We start from the raw sequence: 19,186 nt of genomic DNA, 5'->3' as shown, positions 1-19,186 counted from the left end.
TCCACCGGGCTGCTCGGGCGGTGTGTGCCGTATCCCTCATGGTTCCCCTCGGATTCACTCTCGACCGCAACGCGGGATCGGCCCGGGCGGCTCTGGGGGCGTGCAAGCGTCGTGAAGTCGGGGCGGCCCGTGCCGGAGCCGGGCCGCAAAGCGATACCGACCCATGCGCCGATGGCAACGGGGCAGCACCGCTCCCGGTCAGTCCGTGCCAGGTACTTCGGTGGCGACTCCCGGCATGCCCAGCGACAGATGGGCGACCTGCGATTCGCTGAGCGCCCCCTGGAAAACCCATACGTCGTCGACGGCGCCGGGCCAGTACTCGCCCCACGCTCCGGCCGTCTTGGCCCGGCCGATCTGCAGTCCGCCCGTGGCCTTGTACGACAGCACGTTCTCGGACCACGAGAACCGATCGGCGCAGGTGGCGTCGTCGGACTCGCCGTCACCATCCGCGTCCGCGCAGGCGATCTCCTCCTGCCCGTTCACATATAGCCGGGCCTCCCTGGCGAAGCCGTCGTACACGAGCGCCAGATGGTTCCAATCTCGAGCGTCGTAGAACTGCTGGTTCTCAGTGCGCACTACCGTGGCGTCCGCCGCATCAGAGTTCGGCATCGAGACCTGCCAGTGCCCGGCACCCGCCCCGCCTGCCGCCGCCGGTACGTGCCGAATCGCGAAGGCACTGTTGGAGACGCCCAGCGCACTCAGAACGGCTGCGCTGTCGGTCGGTACGCCGGCGGACTGCGCCCAGCCCATGACCGTGAAGCTGGCACCCGTATCGATGGGGGACGTGGCAGTCACGGCATGGTCGTTGATGCCGTCCAGTTCCAGGGCACCGTCGTCGACCCAACCGAGTCCGGTCTTCGCCCCGCCGCCCAGGGTCAGTGCTCTCTTCTCGGCGGAGTCGTCGGGCGTGGTCGGCGGTGTCGAGTCAGAGGCGTCCTCGAACTTCCATCGTCCCTTGACCACGGGGTTCTGCCTGAACAGCTGGCGCACCTCGTCATCGGAGATCGTCCGGTCGTACATGCGTACCTTGTCCAGGTCACCCTTGAAGAGACTCCCTGGCCCGCCGGGGGTGAGAGTGTGACCGAGGGTGACCGGGCCGGTGGCCAGCCAGGGGGTGGTGAACGCCTCCGTACTCTTCAGCACGCCGTCCACGTAGAGGCGGATCTGCCCGGCGTCGTAGTCGTAGACACCCACCACGTGCGACCACTGACCCAGCCGGGCCGCCGCGCAGTTGGGGGTGCTGGAGGGGCAGGCGTTCTGCTCGGCGCGCACCACAGCGGATGTGCTCTCGTTGGACTCTTCCCGTGCGAACACCCAGCCGCCCAGGGCCGACGAGTGGTACAGATCGAATCCCGCGTTGATGGAACCGGCCTGGCTGACGGCGGTCATCGCCCGGTTCTCCTTGTCCGCGGGCAGCCTGGCCCACAGGGACACCGAAAAGCTCTGGTAGGTATCCAGCACCGGCTGCGCGGTGGTCGCGTAGTCGTCCGAGCCGTCCAGGTGCAGGGACGTCCCGGCAACGCCCGCGCCGCCGAACGCCGGGCGGCCGTGCACAGTGGCGGTCACCTTCTGGGCGCGGCCCGTCACCGCCGTGGCGTTCGGATCGTCCTCCATCAGCCAGACCACCTTGGCCGGGCGGGTGCCCGAGTCCACCGGCTGCTTGCTGTGCAGCCGAGTGACATCGGCGCCGGTGAGCTGGTAGTCGAAGATCTGCACCTCGTCCAGATCGCCGGAGAAGAACCCGTTCGGCGTGCGGGCGGTCTCGGTGGCACCGAGGAGTGTGCCGCCGCGTGCGTCCCACAGCGTGCTGTACGCCGCCGTGCCGACCAGTTTGCCGTCCACGTACAGCTTCACCTGGCTGTTGGGGTTGTCGAAGACTCCGACGACATGGGTCCACCTCCCCAGCCTGCTGCTCGTGCAGGACGTGTCACCGCTGGCGCAGGCCGGTTGCATCGCCCGTGACGCAGTGGCGTTCTCGGCATCGGCGGAGTGCCGCGCGAAGACCCATCCGTTGCGTGACGGGGAGAAGTACAGCTCGAACGCGCTCCTCGTACTGCCGGCCTGTGCGACGGCGACCGCGCCGTGCGACGGGTCGAGCTCGCCGAGCTTGGCCCGCAGGGACACCGAGAAGCTCTTGCGGGTGTTCAGCACCGGGGAGACGGTGGCGGCCCGGTCGTCCAGGCCGTCGAAGTGCAGCCCGTTGCCGGTGACTCCGTCACCTCCTGGTGTCGCTCCCCCGTGCAAATCGGCGGGCCAGGCACCGCCCGAGCCGCTGAACGAGTCCGCGCCAGGGCTCTCGTCCAGGCCCCACGTGAGCCGGTCAGGCTGCCCGGCACGGACCCGGAAGTAATAGGTGCGCACCTCCGAGCCATTGCCTGCGGAGTCGAAGGCTTGGGCGGTGATGAAGTTGGGCCCCGGTTTGGTGGGCATGAACTTCATCGTCTTGGCGCCGCCCCCCGATGTCGTCAGCGTGTGCTTGCTCGTGGGGTCCCCGTTGACACCGAACCAGTACTTGGTGACGTCGGAGGACGCGGAGTCAATGGTGAACACGCCGTAGCGCCCGACTCCATCCCACCAGGGGTCGTCCGGGTCTTCCGGATCGGAAGCCGGGTAGTGCGTGGAGGTGATCGACGGTCCTGCCGGCACACCCGTGTCATACATGACGTAACAACCGTTTGCGTTCACTGAACTCCACGGCGACCACTGCGCTCCGTCGTAGGACCGCGCCTCCCACACGATGGTCTTGTTCGCCGGCAGCCTCGACGGCTTGAGCGAGAAGTCGGAGCCGGACTTCTTGAACGTCGACTTTCCTGGTGTCCAGTGCGGCTTCCGGCCGTCGCCCGCGTCCCACGAGGCCCTGAACTGCACCGAGACGTCATCACCGTCCGGATCGGTCACACCGAGTGCCCGCAGCGTCGGCAGCGTGCGAACGCGCCGCATCTTGTCGGCCTTCACACATGTGCCGCCCGGGTCCATCACCAGCTGTGAGGTCCTGATCTGCGACGGCGGGCGGTTGTACTTCACCCGCAGAAACGCCTTGTCCGAGAAGCGCTTCCATCCGTACGCGTCACCCTCGTCGCCGGCCCGCATCCCGAACGTCATCGTCGACCACTTGCCGTTCGCCGCCTGCTGCACCGCCGCTTTGACGTCGAACTCGGCGTCCTTGGCCGCGCAACCGTCATAGCCGTAGGCGAACGACTGGGTCTTCAGGTGATCGATCCAGAAGTCGGAGTTGTCCTGGCTGTTCCATGTCGTCGACGTGGAGATGTCCTTGGTCCGCCACAGCTGCACCCCGCGCGCGTTACAGGACGCGGACCACACGTTCCGCACCACGAACTCGGCCGACAGGATGGACTTGCCCGCGAACGTCGAGACCGGAATGCGGTAGAACAGCCGCTTGGTGTCGTGCGGCTGGCAGTACGCCCAGCCGCAGTACCCCATACCGGCGTTGGACTCACCGTTGAACTTCCACTGCGGCGACGACGCCCAGTACTTCGACGCCATCGTCCACGCCGACGCCCGCGGCGCGTGCCACTGCGGGTCGATGAACACCGGATACGTGGTGTCCTCGCCCAGCAACACATCCGCATCCGGAGTCAGGACCAGCTCGCCGCTGGACGCGACGTCCACGCCGACCGGCGCCAGCTTTCCCGACTCGCCGGCCGCCGGTTCGCCATCGGCATCCGCCGCGGTGGCCGAGAGCGACTTCGCCGCCGCGGTGCCCGCCGTCGGCTCGGCCCTCGTGCTGGAGTCCCACATCAGCGGCTCGGGCGCCTCGAACACCGCACCCTTGGCCCCCTGATCGATCGCTTCCAACCCGCCTTCGAACGTCTCGCGAACCTCCATGCCGTCCGTGCCCAGCTTCAACCGCAGCTCGGCCAGTTCCTCACTGGCCGCCGCCTCGGCCGACTTGACCACCAGAAGCTGGGTGAACCCGTCCTCCTGCGCGCCCATGCGCAAGTCGACGTCCGGGAGCACGTTCCGGTAGGTCGCCGTCGAGCCGTCCAGTTCCGGGACAGGCAGCTTGCCCGGCCAGGACAGCGCCAGTTCGCGCCCCGCCTTCGTCATCCGCACCAAACGCGCGTCCCCGCCCGCGGAGAACTCCAGCCCGACGGTGGCCACTTTCGGGGCCACGCTCCCCTCCGAGGTCTTCACCAACTCGGTGTCGACCGGCTGCCACTTGCCCTCGACCCGCGCACGCACCGGACGCAGGTACTCACGCGCCTCCAGATTCCCGTCGGGCGTGGCATAGACGTCACGGCTCTCTCCGCGTAGCGACCCGACCTCGACACTCTTGCCCAAGCGTTTCGCCTCGGCCAGAGCATCCTCTGTCGTCGCCAATGCGGGATCGGTTTCCTCCCCCGCCTCGACACCCGTCGGCATCGACCGAGGCGGAGCAGCCGCGGCTGCTGTCGCTGGGATCGCTCCCACGACGGTCGCTACCGCCACCATCCAGGCCAGCGCTGTACCACGTCTACGCGTTCGCGTACGCCCCCGCATGCCCACCCCACAGCAACGACCGAATGAGAAATCCCTTAATCAGGGAGGTCGACATCGGACGCTAAGTGAGAAGTATGTGGAGATCCAGCAGGGGTTATGGGGCATCCGGGACAGGTCACACACGGCGGATGTGACCTAGGACACGGTTGTAGGTTGCAAAATGGCGACTCGATGAACAAATGGCGGGGGAGGAGAGAACTCCCATCCAGGCCCTTGATGCACCGTGCCCTCAATCTGGCTTCTTGGTGTTCCCCTGCCCCTTTCCCGGGTGGTCTCGGGAGTAACTGGGGGCGGCAGCCGAGGCGCTCGTGGCGGTGGAACTCGGTGGGGCCGTACTCGTGGTGGCGGTCGAGGGCTCCCGCGTGCTGCCGGTGACGTCCGCGGTCGAAGTGGCGCTCGGCGAAGCGCTCTTACGCGGGGAGGCCGCACCGGAGGACCCCGGCCGGTCGGCGAGCGTCCCCGGGGAGGACTCCGCACCCGTTGGCGACTCGGAGTCACCGGCCGTGGCGCCGGCCCGCTCCGGCCCGCCCCGCGCCCCGCCCGAGGGCGCCCCGGAGAAGAAGAAAGCGGCGATCACGGCGGCCACCGACACCGCACCCACCGCACCGGCAGCGACCATCACGCGGCGCGAGCGGAGGCCGAGCGGCCGGTGGCGGCCGCGGTGACCCGACCGCTGTGCGGGCACATCGGCCGCCACCGGAGGCAACTGGGCTGTGTCGTCGTAGGCGGTGTCCTGCCAGCCGTGCGCGGCGGCCGGGTCGGCGTATGCGTCGTAGACCAGGGACTGCGGAGCCTGCGGGAGGTACACGTTCGGCGGTCTTCGAGGGTCGCCGTCGCCGCCCTCCGGGTGCGCGCTTCCCTGTTCCGATGGCCTGGACATGACCGTGGATTCTAGGGACGCATGTGACTCCTGGGACAGCTACCGGCGATAACAGTCCAAACCCGCTCGTCTCACGTGGCGGAAAACACGGCCGCGACCGCGTTACCGGGCCGTAAGCTCCCTGACATGCAGGTGATCCAGTCGACCAAGCTCGCCAACGTCTGTTACGAGATCCGGGGCCCGGTGCTCGAGGAGGCGATGCGGCTTGAGGCGGCCGGGCATCGGATCCTCAAGCTGAACACGGGCAACCCGGCGGCGTTCGGCTTCGAGTGCCCGCCCGAGATCCTCGAGGACATCCTCCGCAACGTGTCGTCGGCCCATGGCTACGGCGACGCGAAGGGCCTGCTGGCCGCACGCCGGGCCGTCGTCATGCACAACCAGACCCTCGGCATCGAGACGGACGTCGAGCACGTCTTCATCGGCAACGGCGTCTCCGAGCTGATCGTGATGGCGATGCAGGGGCTGCTGGACGACGGGGACGAGGTGCTGGTCCCGGCTCCTGACTACCCGCTGTGGACGGCGGCCGTCTCACTCTCCGGCGGTACGGCCGTCCACTACCGCTGCGACGAGCAGTCCGACTGGATGCCCGACCTCGCGGACATCGAACGGAAGGTCACCGACCGCACCAAGGCGATCGTGATCATCAACCCGAACAACCCGACCGGCGCGGTCTACGACGAGGCCGTGCTCAAGGGCCTGACCGACATCGCCCGCCGCCACAATCTGCTGGTCTGCTCCGACGAGATCTACGACAAGATCCTCTACGACGGTGCCACGCACACGCCGACCGCGGCCGTGGCCCCGGATCTGCTGACGCTCACCTTCAACGGCATGTCGAAGGCGTACCGGGTGGCCGGCTACCGGGTCGGCTGGATGTCGATCTCGGGTCCGCGCGCGCACGCCGACTCCTATATCGAGGGTCTGACTATCCTGGCGAACATGCGGCTGTGCGCGAACATGCCGGGGCAGCACGGTGTGGTCGCCGCACTGAGCGGACGCCAGACCATCAACGACCTGGTGCTGCCGGGCGGGCGACTGCGCGAGCAGCGGGACGTGGCGTATGAGCTGCTGACGCAGATTCCGGGCGTGACGTGCGTGAAGCCGAAGGGGGCGCTGTATCTGTTCCCGCGGCTCGACCCCAAGGTGTTCAAGATCAGGGACGACCGGCGGATGGTCCTGGACCTGCTCCGGCGCGAGAAGATCATGGTTGTTCAGGGCACCGGCTTCAACTGGCCCGAGCAGGACCACTTCCGGGTGGTGACGCTGCCGACGGTCGGGGATCTGCGGGATGCGATGGGGCGGATCGGGAACTTCCTGGACGGCTACAGCCAGACCTGACGCTCACGCTGTGTGGATGCGTGATCCGGTTTTGTGAAGCGCTCAACTTTAGACGAAATCTAAGCTAGGATGACTTCTGTCAGAGCACAGGAGGCCATCCATGTACGAACCGATCCGCACCAAGTCGGTCCACAGCTCGATGGCCGGCACGTCCTCGGACTTCCCCCACCGGTCCCGTGAGGAGGAGCTGGACATCCAGCTCGCGGGCCATCTCGCCGCGCTCCTCGCGATCACGGACGAGCTGCGCACGCAAGCGCCGTCCGGCGATCTGGACACGGCTGCCGAACGGCTCGCCGCGCAGGTGACCCGGCTGCGGGGCGGACGTACGCCGGCCCGCGCGGTGGCCTCCCGCGGCGAGCCGAAGCTTGCGGCGCTGCACAGCAGGGCGCATGCCCTTGCCGGGCGGGCGCTGGTCGTCGCGGCGTCCCGTGCCGACACGGCGGCGGCGATTCTGGCCGCCGAGCGTATGGACGCGCACGCTGCCGCGCAGGCCGAGCCGCAGGAACTGACCGGCGTCGGCTGATCCCCCCGGACGGCCCCGGTCCGCGTGCACCCGCAGCGACGCGCGGACCGGGTGCCACATTTTCAGTACTCTGCTGGTATGGAGTACGCGAAGATGCGCGCGATCGCCGAAGAACTCGGAGCCTACGCCGAGCAGCTCGAAGGGGCCTGGTCCGTCGAGATCGGCCCGTCCGGCCCGATACTGGCCATGATGTGCCCGTCGAAGCGCCACGAGGGCACCATTCGCCGCATCTGCAAGCAGTTGGACGCACAGCTTCTCACCACGCACCCTGGTTACGGCTGCGTGCCCGGCCCCGAGATCGAGCACCCCGCGCTCGCTCGCTTGCGCCGCCCCGACGCCGTCGTCATCCCCGAGGACGTCCTCGACGAGGAGGGCCTCGCAGTCGACGCCACTCACGTACTGGCGGCCATCGAGATCGTCTCGCCGTCCAACCCGGACAACGACTACGTCGAGAAGCTCACCGAGTACTCCGCCATGGGCATCGCCCACTACATGATCGTCGACCCGCGCACCGGCACCATCGAGGTGCACTCGGACCCTTGCAAGGACCGCTACAGCCGCAAGGAGCCGTACATCTACGGAGACTCGGTGCCGTTCGGTCCCTGGACGGTGGAGACTTCGGCCTTCCGCCGCTACGGCAAGGCCGGGAACGGTACGGGCTGACGGCAAGCCCCTCCCGTTCCGTACCGGGACCGGCACGACACCCCCCGTTCACCCTCCCCGACGGGGAACGTTGGATTCCGCGAGCACGCTCCGGGCGTGAGACGTATCGCAGGGATCTTCCTCGCGGTCCTGCTGATCGGCGGAGTGGTGGCAGCCGTCGTGGCAGGCCGACAAGGCGAGGACAAGGGCACGGCAACGAAGACCGTGCGCGCGGTGATCGGGTCGGAGAAAGCAGAGTTCTTCGCCGATCCCGAGGTGGTGGACGCCCTTGCCGCCAAGGGCTACACCGTGCAGGCCGAGACCTCCGGGTCCTGGGCCATGGAAGGGCTCAACCTCAAGGGGTACGACCTCGCGCTGCCGTCGAGCCAGGCACCGGCCGTCGAACTGGCCGCGAAGTACAAGGTGCCGGGAACCCTTCCGCGCCCCTTCTACTCCCCCCTCGTCGTCGTGGCGCACAAGAACGCCGCCGAGGTGCTCAAGGCGAACGGGCTCGCCACGCTGGACGAGTCGCACCGAGGCACGCTGAAGATGAGCGCCTACCTGGACGCCGCCCGCGCGGACCGCACCTGGCAGCAGCTCAAGGGCGCCGACAAGTACGGAGAGCTGACGGGCACGCTGTATCTGTCCAGCACCGACCCCGAGACCTCCAACTCCGGCGCCCTCTACCTCGCCGCCGCCTCCTACGTCGAGAACGGCGGAAAGGTCGTCGCCACCGGCACCGAGATCGACCGCACCGCCCCGCTGCTGCACAAGCTGGTCAGTGTGCAGGGCGCCCAGCAGTCCAGCAGTGACGCCGTCTTCCGGGACTTCGTCAGCGGCGCCGGCAACCCGCTCGTCGTGGTCTACGAGTCCCAGGTCGCGTCCCTGCTGACGGAGGGACAGCACCCCGACGACCTGGTCGTCCTCTACCCGGACACCACGGTCAACAGCGACCACACCGTCGTACCGCTCACCGACGACGGCAAGGTCCTCGCCCAACTCCTGTCCACGGACCCGCAGTTGCGCAAGCTGGAGGTCCGGCACGGGTTCCGTCCGCAGGGCGAGGCCACCGAGTTCGCCGCGGACACCACCTACCTCAAGCAGGAACTGACCGGCGTCCGCCAAGCGCCCGTGCCCACCTCCAAGGTGCTGCACGAGCTGGCGCGACGGGCGCGCGGATAAGGGGGGAAGCAGTACATGACCAGCAACGACGAAACGTTCGTCCTCACTCCGCCCGAGCCCGTCGCCGCCGTGCCGCGGGAGAAGGCCGGCGGGCTCGTACCCGTCGACGACAGCGTCCGCAGCGACATGGCGAACAAGGCGTCCGCCTACATCGAAGGGCTCGCCTCCCTCGACGCGCGCTCGCCCGAGTTCGCCGGCAAGGTCGGGGAGATCACCAGCCTCGGCGCGGGCGAGATGCGCAGCGCCGCCGCCCAGTCCAACCGGATGCTGGAGCGCACGGTGCGCAGCCTTCCCGACAAGGGCGGTGACGCCCAGTCGAAGGTGGCGGGCTCGCTCGTCGAGCTGCGGCGGGTGGTGGAGGACCTGGACCCGCGTGACCTGCCCGCGAGCAAGGGCCGCAAGTTCCTGTCCAAGCTGCCGGGCGGCAACAAGCTGCGCGACCACGTCGCCAAGTACGCCTCCTCGCAGAACACGCTCAACAAGATCGTGGGCTCGCTGCGCGGCGGCCAGGACGAACTGCGCCGCGACAACGCCGCGCTGCAGACCGAGCGGGTCCGGCTGTGGGAGACGATGGGCAAGCTCCAGGAGTACGTCGTCCTCACCGAGGCGCTGGACACGGCCGTCGAGCAGCACATCGGCGGGGTGGAAGCCACCGATCCGCAGCAGGCCGACAGCCTCCGTGCCGATGTGCTCTTCCCCGTCCGGCAGAAGCACCAGGACCTGCTCACCCAGCTCGCGGTGTGCGCGCAGGGCTACCTCGCCATGGATGTCGTACGGCGCAACAACGAGGAGCTGATCAAGGGCGTCGACCGGGCCGCCACGACCACCGTCTCGGCCCTGCGCATCTCGGTGATGCTCGCTTCCGCGCTCGACAACCAGAAGAAGGTCGTCGACCAGGTCAACGCGTTGCGCGGCACCACCGAGGACCTCATCCGGGGCAACGCGGAGATGCTCGCCACACAGAGCGGCGAGATCCAGCGCATCGCCGCCGACCCGGCCGTCGGCGCCGAGACGCTGCGCAGCGCCTTCCAGCAGATCTACCGCACCCTGGACGCCATCGACAGCTACAAGGTGCAGGCCACCGAGGCGATGGCGTCGACCGTGGAGTCCCTGACCTCCGAACTGCAGCACGCCAGCGCCTACTTGGAGCGCAGCCGCGCACAGGGCGCGCTCGAAGGAGGGCTCACATGAGACGCCGCACAGCAGCCGTACTCGCCGTCGCGGCCGCCCTGCTGGCCGCGTGCACCCCGCAGCAGGACACCCCGCCGGAGCAGAGCGACGCCCCCCAGCCCGGCACCCTCCGCGTCCTCGCCTCCAGCGAGCTGAGTGACATGACACCGGTCCTCGAACAGGTCGAGAAAGACACCGGCATCAAGGTCCGGCCGACGTACATGGGCACCCTGGACGCGGTGGACCTGGTGGCGAAGGGCAAGGCCGACAAGGCGTACGACGCGCTGTGGCTGTCCTCCAACGACTATCTGCGGCTACGGCCCGACGCGGCGAAGAAGGTCGTGTTGGAGACGCCGGTCATGTCCAGCCCGGTGGCCATCGGCGTGCAGCCCGCGACCGTCAAGGAGCTCGGCTGGAAGCCCGAGGACGTCACCTGGTCCCAGGTCGAGCAGGCCGTGCAGGACGGGAAACTGACGTACGGCATGACCGACCCGGCCCGCTCCAACTCCGGCTTCTCGACGCTCGTCTCCGTCGCCTCCGCGCTCTCCGGCGCCCAGTCCGCCCTCACCGACGCGGATGTCACCAAGGCGACCCCGCGGCTGAAGGAGTTCTTCAAGGGGCAGAAGCTGACATTGGGTTCGTCGGGCTGGCTGGCGGCGGCCTACGAACGGCGCGGGAACGTCGACGCGCTCCTGAACTACGAGTCCGTCCTCAAGGGCATCCCGGGCCTGACCGTGATCCGCCCGCGCGACGGCGTGGTCACGGCCGACTACCCCCTCTCCTCCCTCGCCGCCACGAACGCCGAGACCCGCGACGACGTCCGCCGCCTCACCGAGGCCCTGCGCACGCCGGAGACCCAGCGCGCGATCACCGAGCGCACCCACCGCCGTCCCGTCGTCGCCGACGTGCGGCCCGCGGCCGGACTCGACACCGACCGGCGCCGCGAACTGCCCTTCCCCGGCAGCCAGTCCGTCGCCGACGGCCTCCTCGACTCGTACGAGAACGAACTGCGCCGCCCGTCCCGGACCGTCTACGTCCTCGACACCTCCGGCTCCATGGAGGGCGACCGGCTCGCCGACCTCAATCAGGCCCTCACAGCCCTCACCGGCAACTTCCGGGACCGCGAAGAAGTCACCCTCATGCCCTTCGGCTCCGCCGTGAAGAGCGTGCGCACCCACGTCGTCGACCCGGCCGACCCGCAGACCGGCCTCGACGGGATCCGCCAGGACACCGCGGCACTCACCGCCGAGGGCGACACCGCGATCTTCACCTCGCTGGAGAAGGCATACGACCACCTCGGCACCGACCGCGACACGTTCACGTCGATCGTGCTGATGACGGACGGCGAGAACACGACCGGCGCGAAAGCCTCCGAGTTCGACGCCTTCTACGCCGGGCTCGACCGGGACAGCAAGGAGATCCCCGTCTTCCCCATCCTCTTCGGCGACTCCGACCGCTCAGAACTGGAACACATCGCCGAACTGACCGGCGGCCGCCTCTTCGACGCCCAGCAGGGCTCACTGGACGGCGCCTTCGAGGAGATCCGTGGCTACCAGTAGATTCCTCGGATACCTGGAGTCCCGCAAGAACATCGCGGGCAGCGCATGCGGACTGGTCGGCGTGGTGCTGACCTTCACCGGGGTGGCAGGCCCGTACTGGCCGGTGGTCGTCGCCGGCCTGTACGGCGCGGGCGCGCTGATCGCCCCACCGGAGCGTCCGCCCCTGCCGGACTTCCCGGACCCGTCGGCCCAGCTGGACGAACTACGCCAGGACTTCGACAAACTCCGCGGCTACCTCACGGACATCGACCTGTCGGTCACAGCCGCGGCCCGCCTCCGCGAACTGACCGAGCTGCTCACCGCCCTGCTGGACCACGGCTGGAGCAAGGAGCTGCTCGCCCACGACCCGGAGGCCGTCCACGCCCTCTCCCGGATAGTCCGCCGCGACCTCCCCGAGGCCGCGGACACCTTCGCCCGAACCCGCTGGTGGACCCGGATGTCCCCCGGCACCGAATCCCCCGAACTCCACCTGGAACGCCAACTGGGCTTCCTGAAGAAGGAGGCCCAGGGCTTGGCGGCAACGTTGCGAGAAGCGGAGGCAAGGCGCCAGGAAACCCACACCCGCTACTTGGAGGGTCGTTCAGAACAACCCCCTTAGGGGCGCGGGGAACTGCGCGACCAGCCCCCACGCACCCGCACCCGCCAACGGCGAAGGGGAGCCTCAGCCCAGCCGCTCCACCAACGCCCGGTACTCGTCCCACAGCTCCTTCGGCGTGTGCTCACCGAAGGTATTCAGGTGCTCCGGGACCAGCGCAGCCTCCTCACGCCAGACCTCCTTGTCCACGGTGAGCAGGAACTCCAGCTCGTCGTCGCCCAGTTCCAGCCCATCCGTGTCGAGCGCCGCAGACGTCGGAAGCACACCGATCGGCGTCTCCACACCCTCCGCCTTGCCCTCCAGCCGCTCCACGATCCACTTCAGCACGCGGCTGTTCTCACCGAAGCCGGGCCAGACGAACTTGCCCTCGTCGTTCTTGCGGAACCAGTTGACGTAGTAGATCTTCGGCAGCTTGGCCGGGTCCTTGTCCTTGGCGACCTCGACCCAGTGCCCCATGTAGTCGCCCATGTTGTAGCCGCAGAACGGCAGCATGGCGAAGGGATCCCGCCGCAGCTCACCGACCTTGCCCTCGGCGGCGGCGGTCTTCTCGCTGGCGACATTCGCGCCGAGGAAGACTCCGTGGTTCCAGTCGAAGGACTCCGTCACCAGCGGTACGGCCGTGGCGCGCCGCCCGCCGAAGAGGATCGCGGAGATCGGCACGCCCTTGGGGTCCTCCCACTCGGGCGCGATGATCGGGCACTGCGAGGCGGGGACGGTGAAGCGGGCGTTGGGGTGAGCGGCGGGCTCCGAGGACTCCGGCGTCCAGTCCCGGCCCTTCCAGTCCGTGAGGTGGGCCGGGGTCTCCTCCGTCATGCCCTCCCACCAGATGTCGTTGTCGTCGGTCAGGGCGACGTTGGTGAAGACGGAGTTGCCCCACAGCGTCTTCATCGCGTTGGCGTTGGTGTGCTCACCGGTGCCGGGCGCGACGCCGAAGAAACCGGCCTCGGGGTTGATGGCGTACAGCCGTCCGTCCTCGCCGAACCGCATCCACGCGATGTCGTCGCCGATCGTCTCGACCGTCCAGCCGGAGATCGTCGGCTCCAGCATGGCGAGGTTGGTCTTGCCACAGGCGCTCGGGAAGGCCGCCGCGACGTACTTGGACTCACCCTGCGGCGGCGTGAGCTTGAGGATCAGCATGTGCTCGGCGAGCCAGCCCTCGTCGCGGGCCATGACGGAGGCGATGCGCAGGGCGTAGCACTTCTTGCCGAGCAGGGCGTTGCCGCCGTAGCCGGAGCCGTAGGACCAGATCTCGCGGGACTCCGGGAAGTGGGAGATGTACTTGGTCTGGTTGCACGGCCAGGCCACGTCCGCCTCCCCCTCGGCCAGCGGGGCGCCCAGCGAGTGGACTGCCTTCACGAAGAAGCCCTCGGAGCCCAGCTCGTCGAGGACCGGCTGCCCCATCCGGGTCATCGTGCGCATGGAGACGGCGACGTACGCCGAATCGGTGATCTCGACGCCGATCGCGGACAGCGGCGAGCCCAGCGGGCCCATGCAGAAGGGCACGACGTACATGGTCCGGCCGCGCATGGAGCCGCGGAACAGGCCCTTCGCGCCGGCGAAGATGTCCCGCATCTCGGCGGGGGCCTTCCAGTGGTTGGTCGGGCCCGCGTCCTCTTCCTTCTCGGAGCAGATGAAGGTGCGGTCCTCGACCCGGGCGACATCGGTCGGGTCGGAGGCCGCGTAGTACGAGTTGGGGCGCTTGATCGGGTCGAGCCTCTTGAAGGTGCCCTTGGCCACGAGCTCCTCGCACAGTCGCTCGTACTCGGCTTCGGATCCGTCACACCAGACCACGCTGTCCGGCTGCGTCAGTTCAGCGATCTCGTTCACCCACGAGACCAGTTCTTTGTGGTGGGTGGGAACGACGGGGGGAGCCGCGATGTCGCGCGCCACGATTGCTCCTAGATGAGGGATTTTTGGTTGGAGGCCCCGTGGGGGCTGCGACCCGGATGCATCCCAGCGGATTGGCTGGCGCTCATCCGGTGCCGACCGCACTCATTTGATCATCCGACGGGAGCGCCCATCTGTCCAGAGGGCGTCACAGGTGAGCGGAGTGAGCATCGCCACGCTTGAACCCGTCGCTTTGCGTGCACGTTGGGTTCAACAAACCGTCTCTTTGCGTGACCATGCACACGGGAGGCGCCAACTCCCCTGAGACGATGGCCACTCTGTGCCGGTCGTCCAGGCAGACTGATACGTAACTTACGGTTACGTAGGTACGATGCCTGCATGACTGCGTCCGCCTCCGACGCGCCCCTGGACACGCCGGCCGACGGCCGCCGTCCTCACGCGCTCGCACTGCCGCATCCAATTAAGCCCAAGCTACGTGGCTGGTTGCATCTCGGCATGTTTCCGGCCGTACTCATCGCGGGCCTGGTGCTCACCGCCCTCGCCGACTCACCGAGAGGCCGCATCGCCTGCGGCATCTACGTCCTGACGGCCTGCCTGCTGTTCGGAGTCAGCGCGCTGTACCACCGGGGCAACTGGAGCCCCCGAATGGACGGCATCCTGCGACGGCTGGATCACGCCAACATCTTCCTGATCATCGCCGGCACCTACACGCCGCTGACGATGCTCCTGCTGCCCGGAGCCAAGGGGCAGGTGCTGCTGTGGGGCATCTGGGGAGCCGCACTCGCGGGCATCCTCTTCCGGGTGTTCTGGGTCGGCGCCCCGCGCTGGCTCTACACGCCCTGTTACATCGCGATGGGCTGGGCGGCCGTCTTCTTCCTCCCGGACTTCATGCGCGCCGGCGGTATCGCCGTACTGGTCCTGGTGATCGTGGGCGGCCTCCTCTACAGCGCGGGCGGCGTGATCTACGGCATCAAGCGCCCCAACCCGTCACCGCGGTGGTTCGGCTTCCACGAGGTCTTCCACTCCTTCACGCTGGCGGCGTTCGTCGTGCACTACGTGGGGATCTCGATGGTGGCGTACCAGCACGCGTAGCCCTTCGGGGAGCTCATCGCAGTGGCCGCGGCTTCAAGCCGCGGCCATTTTTCATGCCCACACATCGGGTACATGGAAAGCGACACATTGACAGCTATCTCCTTTTGAGGGTTACTCTCAATTCATGGCTACTGTCACCCCGGTTCCAGGCCCGCGTCGCTGGACTCCGGCTACGGGAGCCACCCCGCCCATGGCCGTTCCCCGGGAAAATGGCCGACAATGACCTCCATGACGGCCGCACGTACCTCCACCTCCGCCGACCGCCCCCAGCCGGGGCTCCGCGAGCGGAAGAAGACCAAGACCCGGATGGCGATCCGCACGGCGACGTACGAGCTGATCAAGGAGCAGGGGTACGACGCCACCACGATCGAGCAGATCGCCGACCGAGCCGAGGTCTCGCCGTCGACCGTCTTCCGCTACTTCCCGACCAAGGAGGACATCGTCCTCACGGACGAGTACGACCCACTGATCGAGGAGGAGCTGCGGCGGCGGCCCGCGGACGAGCCCTGGCCGGACTCGCTGCGGTATGCGCTGAAGACGGGCATCGTCCTCGCCATGGCCGAGGAGCCCGAGGTGACCCGGCTGCGGTCGCATCTGATGGTCCAGGTGCCGGCCGTGCGCTCCCGGATGATCGAGAGCACGTCCATCACCGCCGAGCTGCTGCGCCGGGTCATCGCGGAGCGCACCGGCCGCGCCGCCGACGATCTGGAGGTGCGCGTCTACGCGATGTCCCTGATCGGCGGGCTGACGGAGGTCTCGCTGTACTGGGCGGAGAACGACTTCGAGGACGAACTCGAAAACCTGGTCGACCGCGCGATGGACGTCATCGAGCACGGCCTCCCCCCGAAAAACGCCTGAGGCCACCCGCCTCCCGCGTGCCATCCTGGCCAGGTGAACGGTCCCGAGATCCACGTCGAATTCACCCCCGGACTGGCCCTGTTCGTCCCGCAGGCCCGACGCCGCGGCGCCACCCCGGTGGCCACCGACAGCGTCTCCACCCTCGGCCATGTCGTCGAGTCCCTCGGCGTCCCGCTGACCGAGGTCGGCGCACTCGTCGTGGACGGCCGCGAGGTCCCGGTGTCGTACGTCCCGAAGGCCGGCGACTCGGTGCGGGTCCTGCCCGTCGAGCGCCCCCAGCAGGTTCCCGGCGCTCCCCTGCGCTTCCTCCTCGACGTCCATCTCGGCACCCTCGCCCGCCGGCTCCGCCTGCTCGGCGTGGACACGGCGTACGAGTCGACGGACATCGGCGACGCGGCGCTGGCGGCGCGCTCGGCCGCCGAGAAGCGGGTCATGCTGAGCCGTGACCGGGGTCTGCTGCGGCGCCGCGAACTCTGGGCCGGCGGCTACGTCTACAGCACCCGCCCCGACGAACAACTCCACGACGTCCTCGACCGGTTCCGCCCCGAGCTGCGCCCCTGGACCCGCTGCACCGCCTGCAACGGCCTGCTGAAGGAGGCCACCAAGGCCGAGGTCGCGGACCAGCTGCAGCACGGGACGCACCGGACGTACGACGTCTTCGCCCAGTGCGAGGAGTGCGGGCGTGCCTACTGGAAGGGCGCGCACCACGAACAGCTGGAAGCCATCGTGGAGCGCGCCCTCGCGGAGTTCCCCAGCGCTTCCTGACGTCGGCTTCTTCTTCTCGTGCGTGCCCACGACCACACGGACGCCCGGAACGCTCCGCCGCCCGCACTCCGCATCGCAACACCCGGATGCCATTCCTCCCCGGCGTGAACGCCGGGGCGTCCTCGCAAGAAACAGGAAATATGCTCCTCTGCTCCCGTTTCAGCCGTTCAGCGTGGTGCGCAACCGCTCCGGGTCGGTCGTCGGGGCGTCACACGTGAAGTTACGGCAGACGTACGCCGTTGGTTCACCCTGGACGAGCGGCCGGTCGGCCAGCAGCGGAAGCTCATCACTCTCCGGAGTCCCCACGGCGACGACCGCGCCCGGGGCGGTGCCGAGAAGCGCCGTACGGTGCAAGGCTTTTGTCGCCTTGTCATCGAGGGACGGCCCCACGATCGCGACCTCCTTCGGCCCGTCGAGCAGCGCCTCGGCGACGGCGAGCCCCCACCCGACGAACCGCGGCACCCGCGGCCCCAGCGCCTTGACGACCCCCAACGCCCGCTCGGCGGCCGTGCGATGGGGCTCGGCACCCGTCTGCGCGGCGTAGCTCAGCAGGGCCCCGGCGGCAGCGGTCCAGCCGGAGGGAGCGGCGTTGTCGGTCGGATCCTGCGGACGGCGGATCAACTGCTCGGCGTCGGAGGCGGTGTCGAAGAGCGCGCCGGACTCCGCGTCGACGAACCGGGCGAGGACATGATCGAGCAGGAACCCGGCGAACTCCAGCCAGACCCCCTCCCCCGTGACGGACGCGAGCGCGAGGAACCCCTCGGCAACGTCCGCATAGTCCTCCAGCACCCCCGCGTTCGCCCCGACCTGCCCGTCCTTGCTGGTACGGGCGATCTGCGCATGGTCGTCCAGATGCAGTCGTACGAGGAGATCGGCGGCGCCGACCGCGGCCTCGACCAGATCGGGGCGGTCGAAGTAGGCGCCGGTCTCGGCGAGCGCGGCGATCGCGAGCCCGTTCCAGGCGGCGACCACCTTGTCGTCGCGGCCGGGGGCGGGGCGGGCGGCGCGGGCGTCCAGGAGCCGCCGCTTGACGGACTCCACCTTCTCCGCGTCGAACACGCCCTCGCGCTGCGGGAGTTGAAGCACCGAGGAGCCCTCCTCGAAGGTGCCCTCCTCGGTCACGCCGAAGTATTCGGCGGCGAGTTCGGCGTCGTCACCGAGGACGTCACGAAGCTGCTCCGGCGTCCAGACGTAGTAGGCCCCCTCGACATGCTTGCCGCTCCCGTCGTCGCTGTCGGCGTCGAGCGCGGAGGCGAACCCGCCTTCGGTGGTGCGGAGTTCGCGCACCATGAAGTCGGCGGTCTCCAGGGCGACGCGCCGGGCCAGGTCGGAGCCGGTGGCACGCCAGAGGTGGGCGTAGACGCGGCAGAGCAGGGCGTTGTCGTACAGCATCTTTTCGAAGTGGGGCACGACCCACTCGCGGTCGACGGAGTACCGGGCGAAGCCGCCGCCGAGCTGGTCGTAGATGCCGCCTCGCGCCATCCGCTCACAGGTGTCTGCGGCCATCTGCAGCGCGCCCTCCGACCCGGTGCGCGCCGCATGCCGCAGCAGGAACTCGATGACCATGGACGGCGGAAACTTCGGCGCACCGCCGAACCCGCCGCGCTGGGCGTCGTACTCACGGGTGAGGCCGAGGAGAGCCCGCGCGAGCTCTTCCTCACCCGGCGCCTCAGGACCACCGTAGGAGATCTCCCGCCCGGCGAGATCCCGCACGATCTTCCCCGCGACCTCGGCCACCTCCTCCCGCCGGTCCGTCCACGCGCTGCGCACACCCTCCAGCACCTGCCGGAACGACGGCATCCCGTGCCGCGGCGCCGGCGGGAAGTAGGTCCCGAAGTAGAACGGCTCGGCATCCGGCGTGAGAAACACGGTCATGGGCCAGCCGCCCTGACCGGTGGCCGCCTGGACGGCCTCCATGTAGACGGCGTCGACATCGGGGCGTTCCTCGCGGTCGACCTTGATGTTGACGAAGTGGGCGTTGAGGTAGTCGGCGGTGGTCTGGTCCTCGAAGGACTCGTGCGCCATGACGTGGCACCAGTGGCAGCTGCTGTAGCCGACGCTCAACAGGACCGGTTTGCCGCTCTTCCTGGCCTCGTCGAAGGCCTCGGTCGACCAGGGCCACCAGTCGACGGGGTTCTCGGCGTGCTGGAGGAGATAGGGGGACGTCTCTTGGGCCAGTCGGTTCGGCATGTGGTCCATCCTGCCGCAGTACCCGGGGAACGCCGGACAGCACA

General features: G+C 68.7%; 14 protein-coding genes. 10 read left to right on the top strand and 4 right to left on the bottom strand.

Going from position 1 to position 19,186, the window contains the following annotated elements; all coding sequences use genetic code 11:
- Nucleotides 1–198 precede the first annotated feature (198 nt).
- Nucleotides 199–4,302: a LamG-like jellyroll fold domain-containing protein gene (locus QQY66_RS31250; protein WP_367667004.1), complete on the bottom strand. Its 4,104-nt coding sequence runs from the start codon at nucleotides 4,300–4,302 to the stop codon at nucleotides 199–201.
- Nucleotides 4,303–4,729: 427 nt separating this feature from the next.
- Nucleotides 4,730–5,380, bottom strand: a complete 651-nt coding sequence (locus QQY66_RS31245; RefSeq protein ID WP_301983626.1) for a hypothetical protein — start codon at nucleotides 5,378–5,380, stop codon at nucleotides 4,730–4,732.
- 126 nt (nucleotides 5,381–5,506) lie between these two features.
- On the opposite strand from QQY66_RS31245, the gene QQY66_RS31240 reads away from it, so the two are divergent.
- The 7 genes from QQY66_RS31240 (at nucleotide 5,507) to QQY66_RS31210 (ending at nucleotide 12,392) form a co-directional block, all read left to right on the top strand.
- Nucleotides 5,507–6,718 carry a pyridoxal phosphate-dependent aminotransferase gene (locus QQY66_RS31240; RefSeq protein ID WP_301983625.1) on the top strand — a complete coding sequence of 404 codons (1,212 nt, stop codon included), beginning with the start codon at nucleotides 5,507–5,509 and terminating at the stop codon, nucleotides 6,716–6,718.
- A gap of 100 nt (nucleotides 6,719–6,818) precedes the next feature.
- A complete protein-coding gene (locus tag QQY66_RS31235) occupies nucleotides 6,819–7,241 on the top strand; it encodes a hypothetical protein (protein ID WP_301983623.1) in 423 nt (140 codons plus the stop codon).
- A gap of 78 nt (nucleotides 7,242–7,319) precedes the next feature.
- Nucleotides 7,320–7,904: a Uma2 family endonuclease gene (locus QQY66_RS31230; protein ID WP_301983621.1), complete on the top strand. Its 585-nt coding sequence runs from the start codon at nucleotides 7,320–7,322 to the stop codon at nucleotides 7,902–7,904.
- Between the two features lie 96 nt (nucleotides 7,905–8,000).
- The gene (locus QQY66_RS31225) at nucleotides 8,001–9,065 is read left to right on the top strand and encodes a hypothetical protein (RefSeq protein WP_301983619.1); all 1,065 of its coding nucleotides are present in this window, start codon (nucleotides 8,001–8,003) and stop codon (nucleotides 9,063–9,065) included.
- Nucleotides 9,066–9,080: 15 nt separating this feature from the next.
- Nucleotides 9,081–10,256: a toxic anion resistance protein gene (locus QQY66_RS31220; protein ID WP_301983617.1), complete on the top strand. Its 1,176-nt coding sequence runs from the start codon at nucleotides 9,081–9,083 to the stop codon at nucleotides 10,254–10,256.
- Entirely contained in the window at nucleotides 10,253–11,794 is a 1,542-nt protein-coding gene (locus QQY66_RS31215) for a VWA domain-containing protein (protein WP_301983615.1), read from the top strand. Before QQY66_RS31220 ends, QQY66_RS31215 begins: the two co-directional genes overlap by 4 nt.
- Nucleotides 11,781–12,392, top strand: a complete 612-nt coding sequence (locus tag QQY66_RS31210) for a hypothetical protein (protein WP_301983614.1) — start codon at nucleotides 11,781–11,783, stop codon at nucleotides 12,390–12,392. Before QQY66_RS31215 ends, QQY66_RS31210 begins: the two co-directional genes overlap by 14 nt.
- Before the next feature lie 63 nt (nucleotides 12,393–12,455).
- On the opposite strand, the gene QQY66_RS31205 is transcribed toward QQY66_RS31210, so the two are convergent.
- A complete protein-coding gene (locus QQY66_RS31205; protein ID WP_301983612.1) occupies nucleotides 12,456–14,279 on the bottom strand; it encodes a phosphoenolpyruvate carboxykinase (GTP) in 1,824 nt (607 codons plus the stop codon).
- Nucleotides 14,280–14,615: 336 nt separating this feature from the next.
- Between QQY66_RS31205 and QQY66_RS31200 the strand changes: the two genes are divergently transcribed.
- The 3 genes from QQY66_RS31200 (at nucleotide 14,616) to QQY66_RS31190 (ending at nucleotide 16,952) form a co-directional block, all read left to right on the top strand.
- Entirely contained in the window at nucleotides 14,616–15,329 is a 714-nt protein-coding gene (locus tag QQY66_RS31200) for a hemolysin III family protein (protein WP_301983610.1), read from the top strand.
- 228 nt (nucleotides 15,330–15,557) lie between these two features.
- Entirely contained in the window at nucleotides 15,558–16,187 is a 630-nt protein-coding gene (locus QQY66_RS31195; protein WP_301983609.1) for a TetR/AcrR family transcriptional regulator, read from the top strand.
- A gap of 33 nt (nucleotides 16,188–16,220) precedes the next feature.
- Nucleotides 16,221–16,952, top strand: a complete 732-nt coding sequence (locus tag QQY66_RS31190; RefSeq protein WP_301983607.1) for a Mut7-C RNAse domain-containing protein — start codon at nucleotides 16,221–16,223, stop codon at nucleotides 16,950–16,952.
- Nucleotides 16,953–17,111: 159 nt separating this feature from the next.
- Here the strand turns inward: QQY66_RS31190 and QQY66_RS31185 are convergent, their stop codons facing one another.
- A complete protein-coding gene (locus QQY66_RS31185; RefSeq protein ID WP_301983606.1) occupies nucleotides 17,112–19,142 on the bottom strand; it encodes a thioredoxin domain-containing protein in 2,031 nt (676 codons plus the stop codon).
- Nucleotides 19,143–19,186: the final 44 nt, after the last annotated feature.

Source organism: Streptomyces sp. DG2A-72 (assembly GCF_030499575.1).
In the GTDB taxonomy this organism is placed as follows: Bacteria; Actinomycetota; Actinomycetes; order Streptomycetales; family Streptomycetaceae; genus Streptomyces.
Note: the sequence above shows the minus strand (reverse complement) of the source record. Positions and strands in the feature narration are given on the sequence as shown.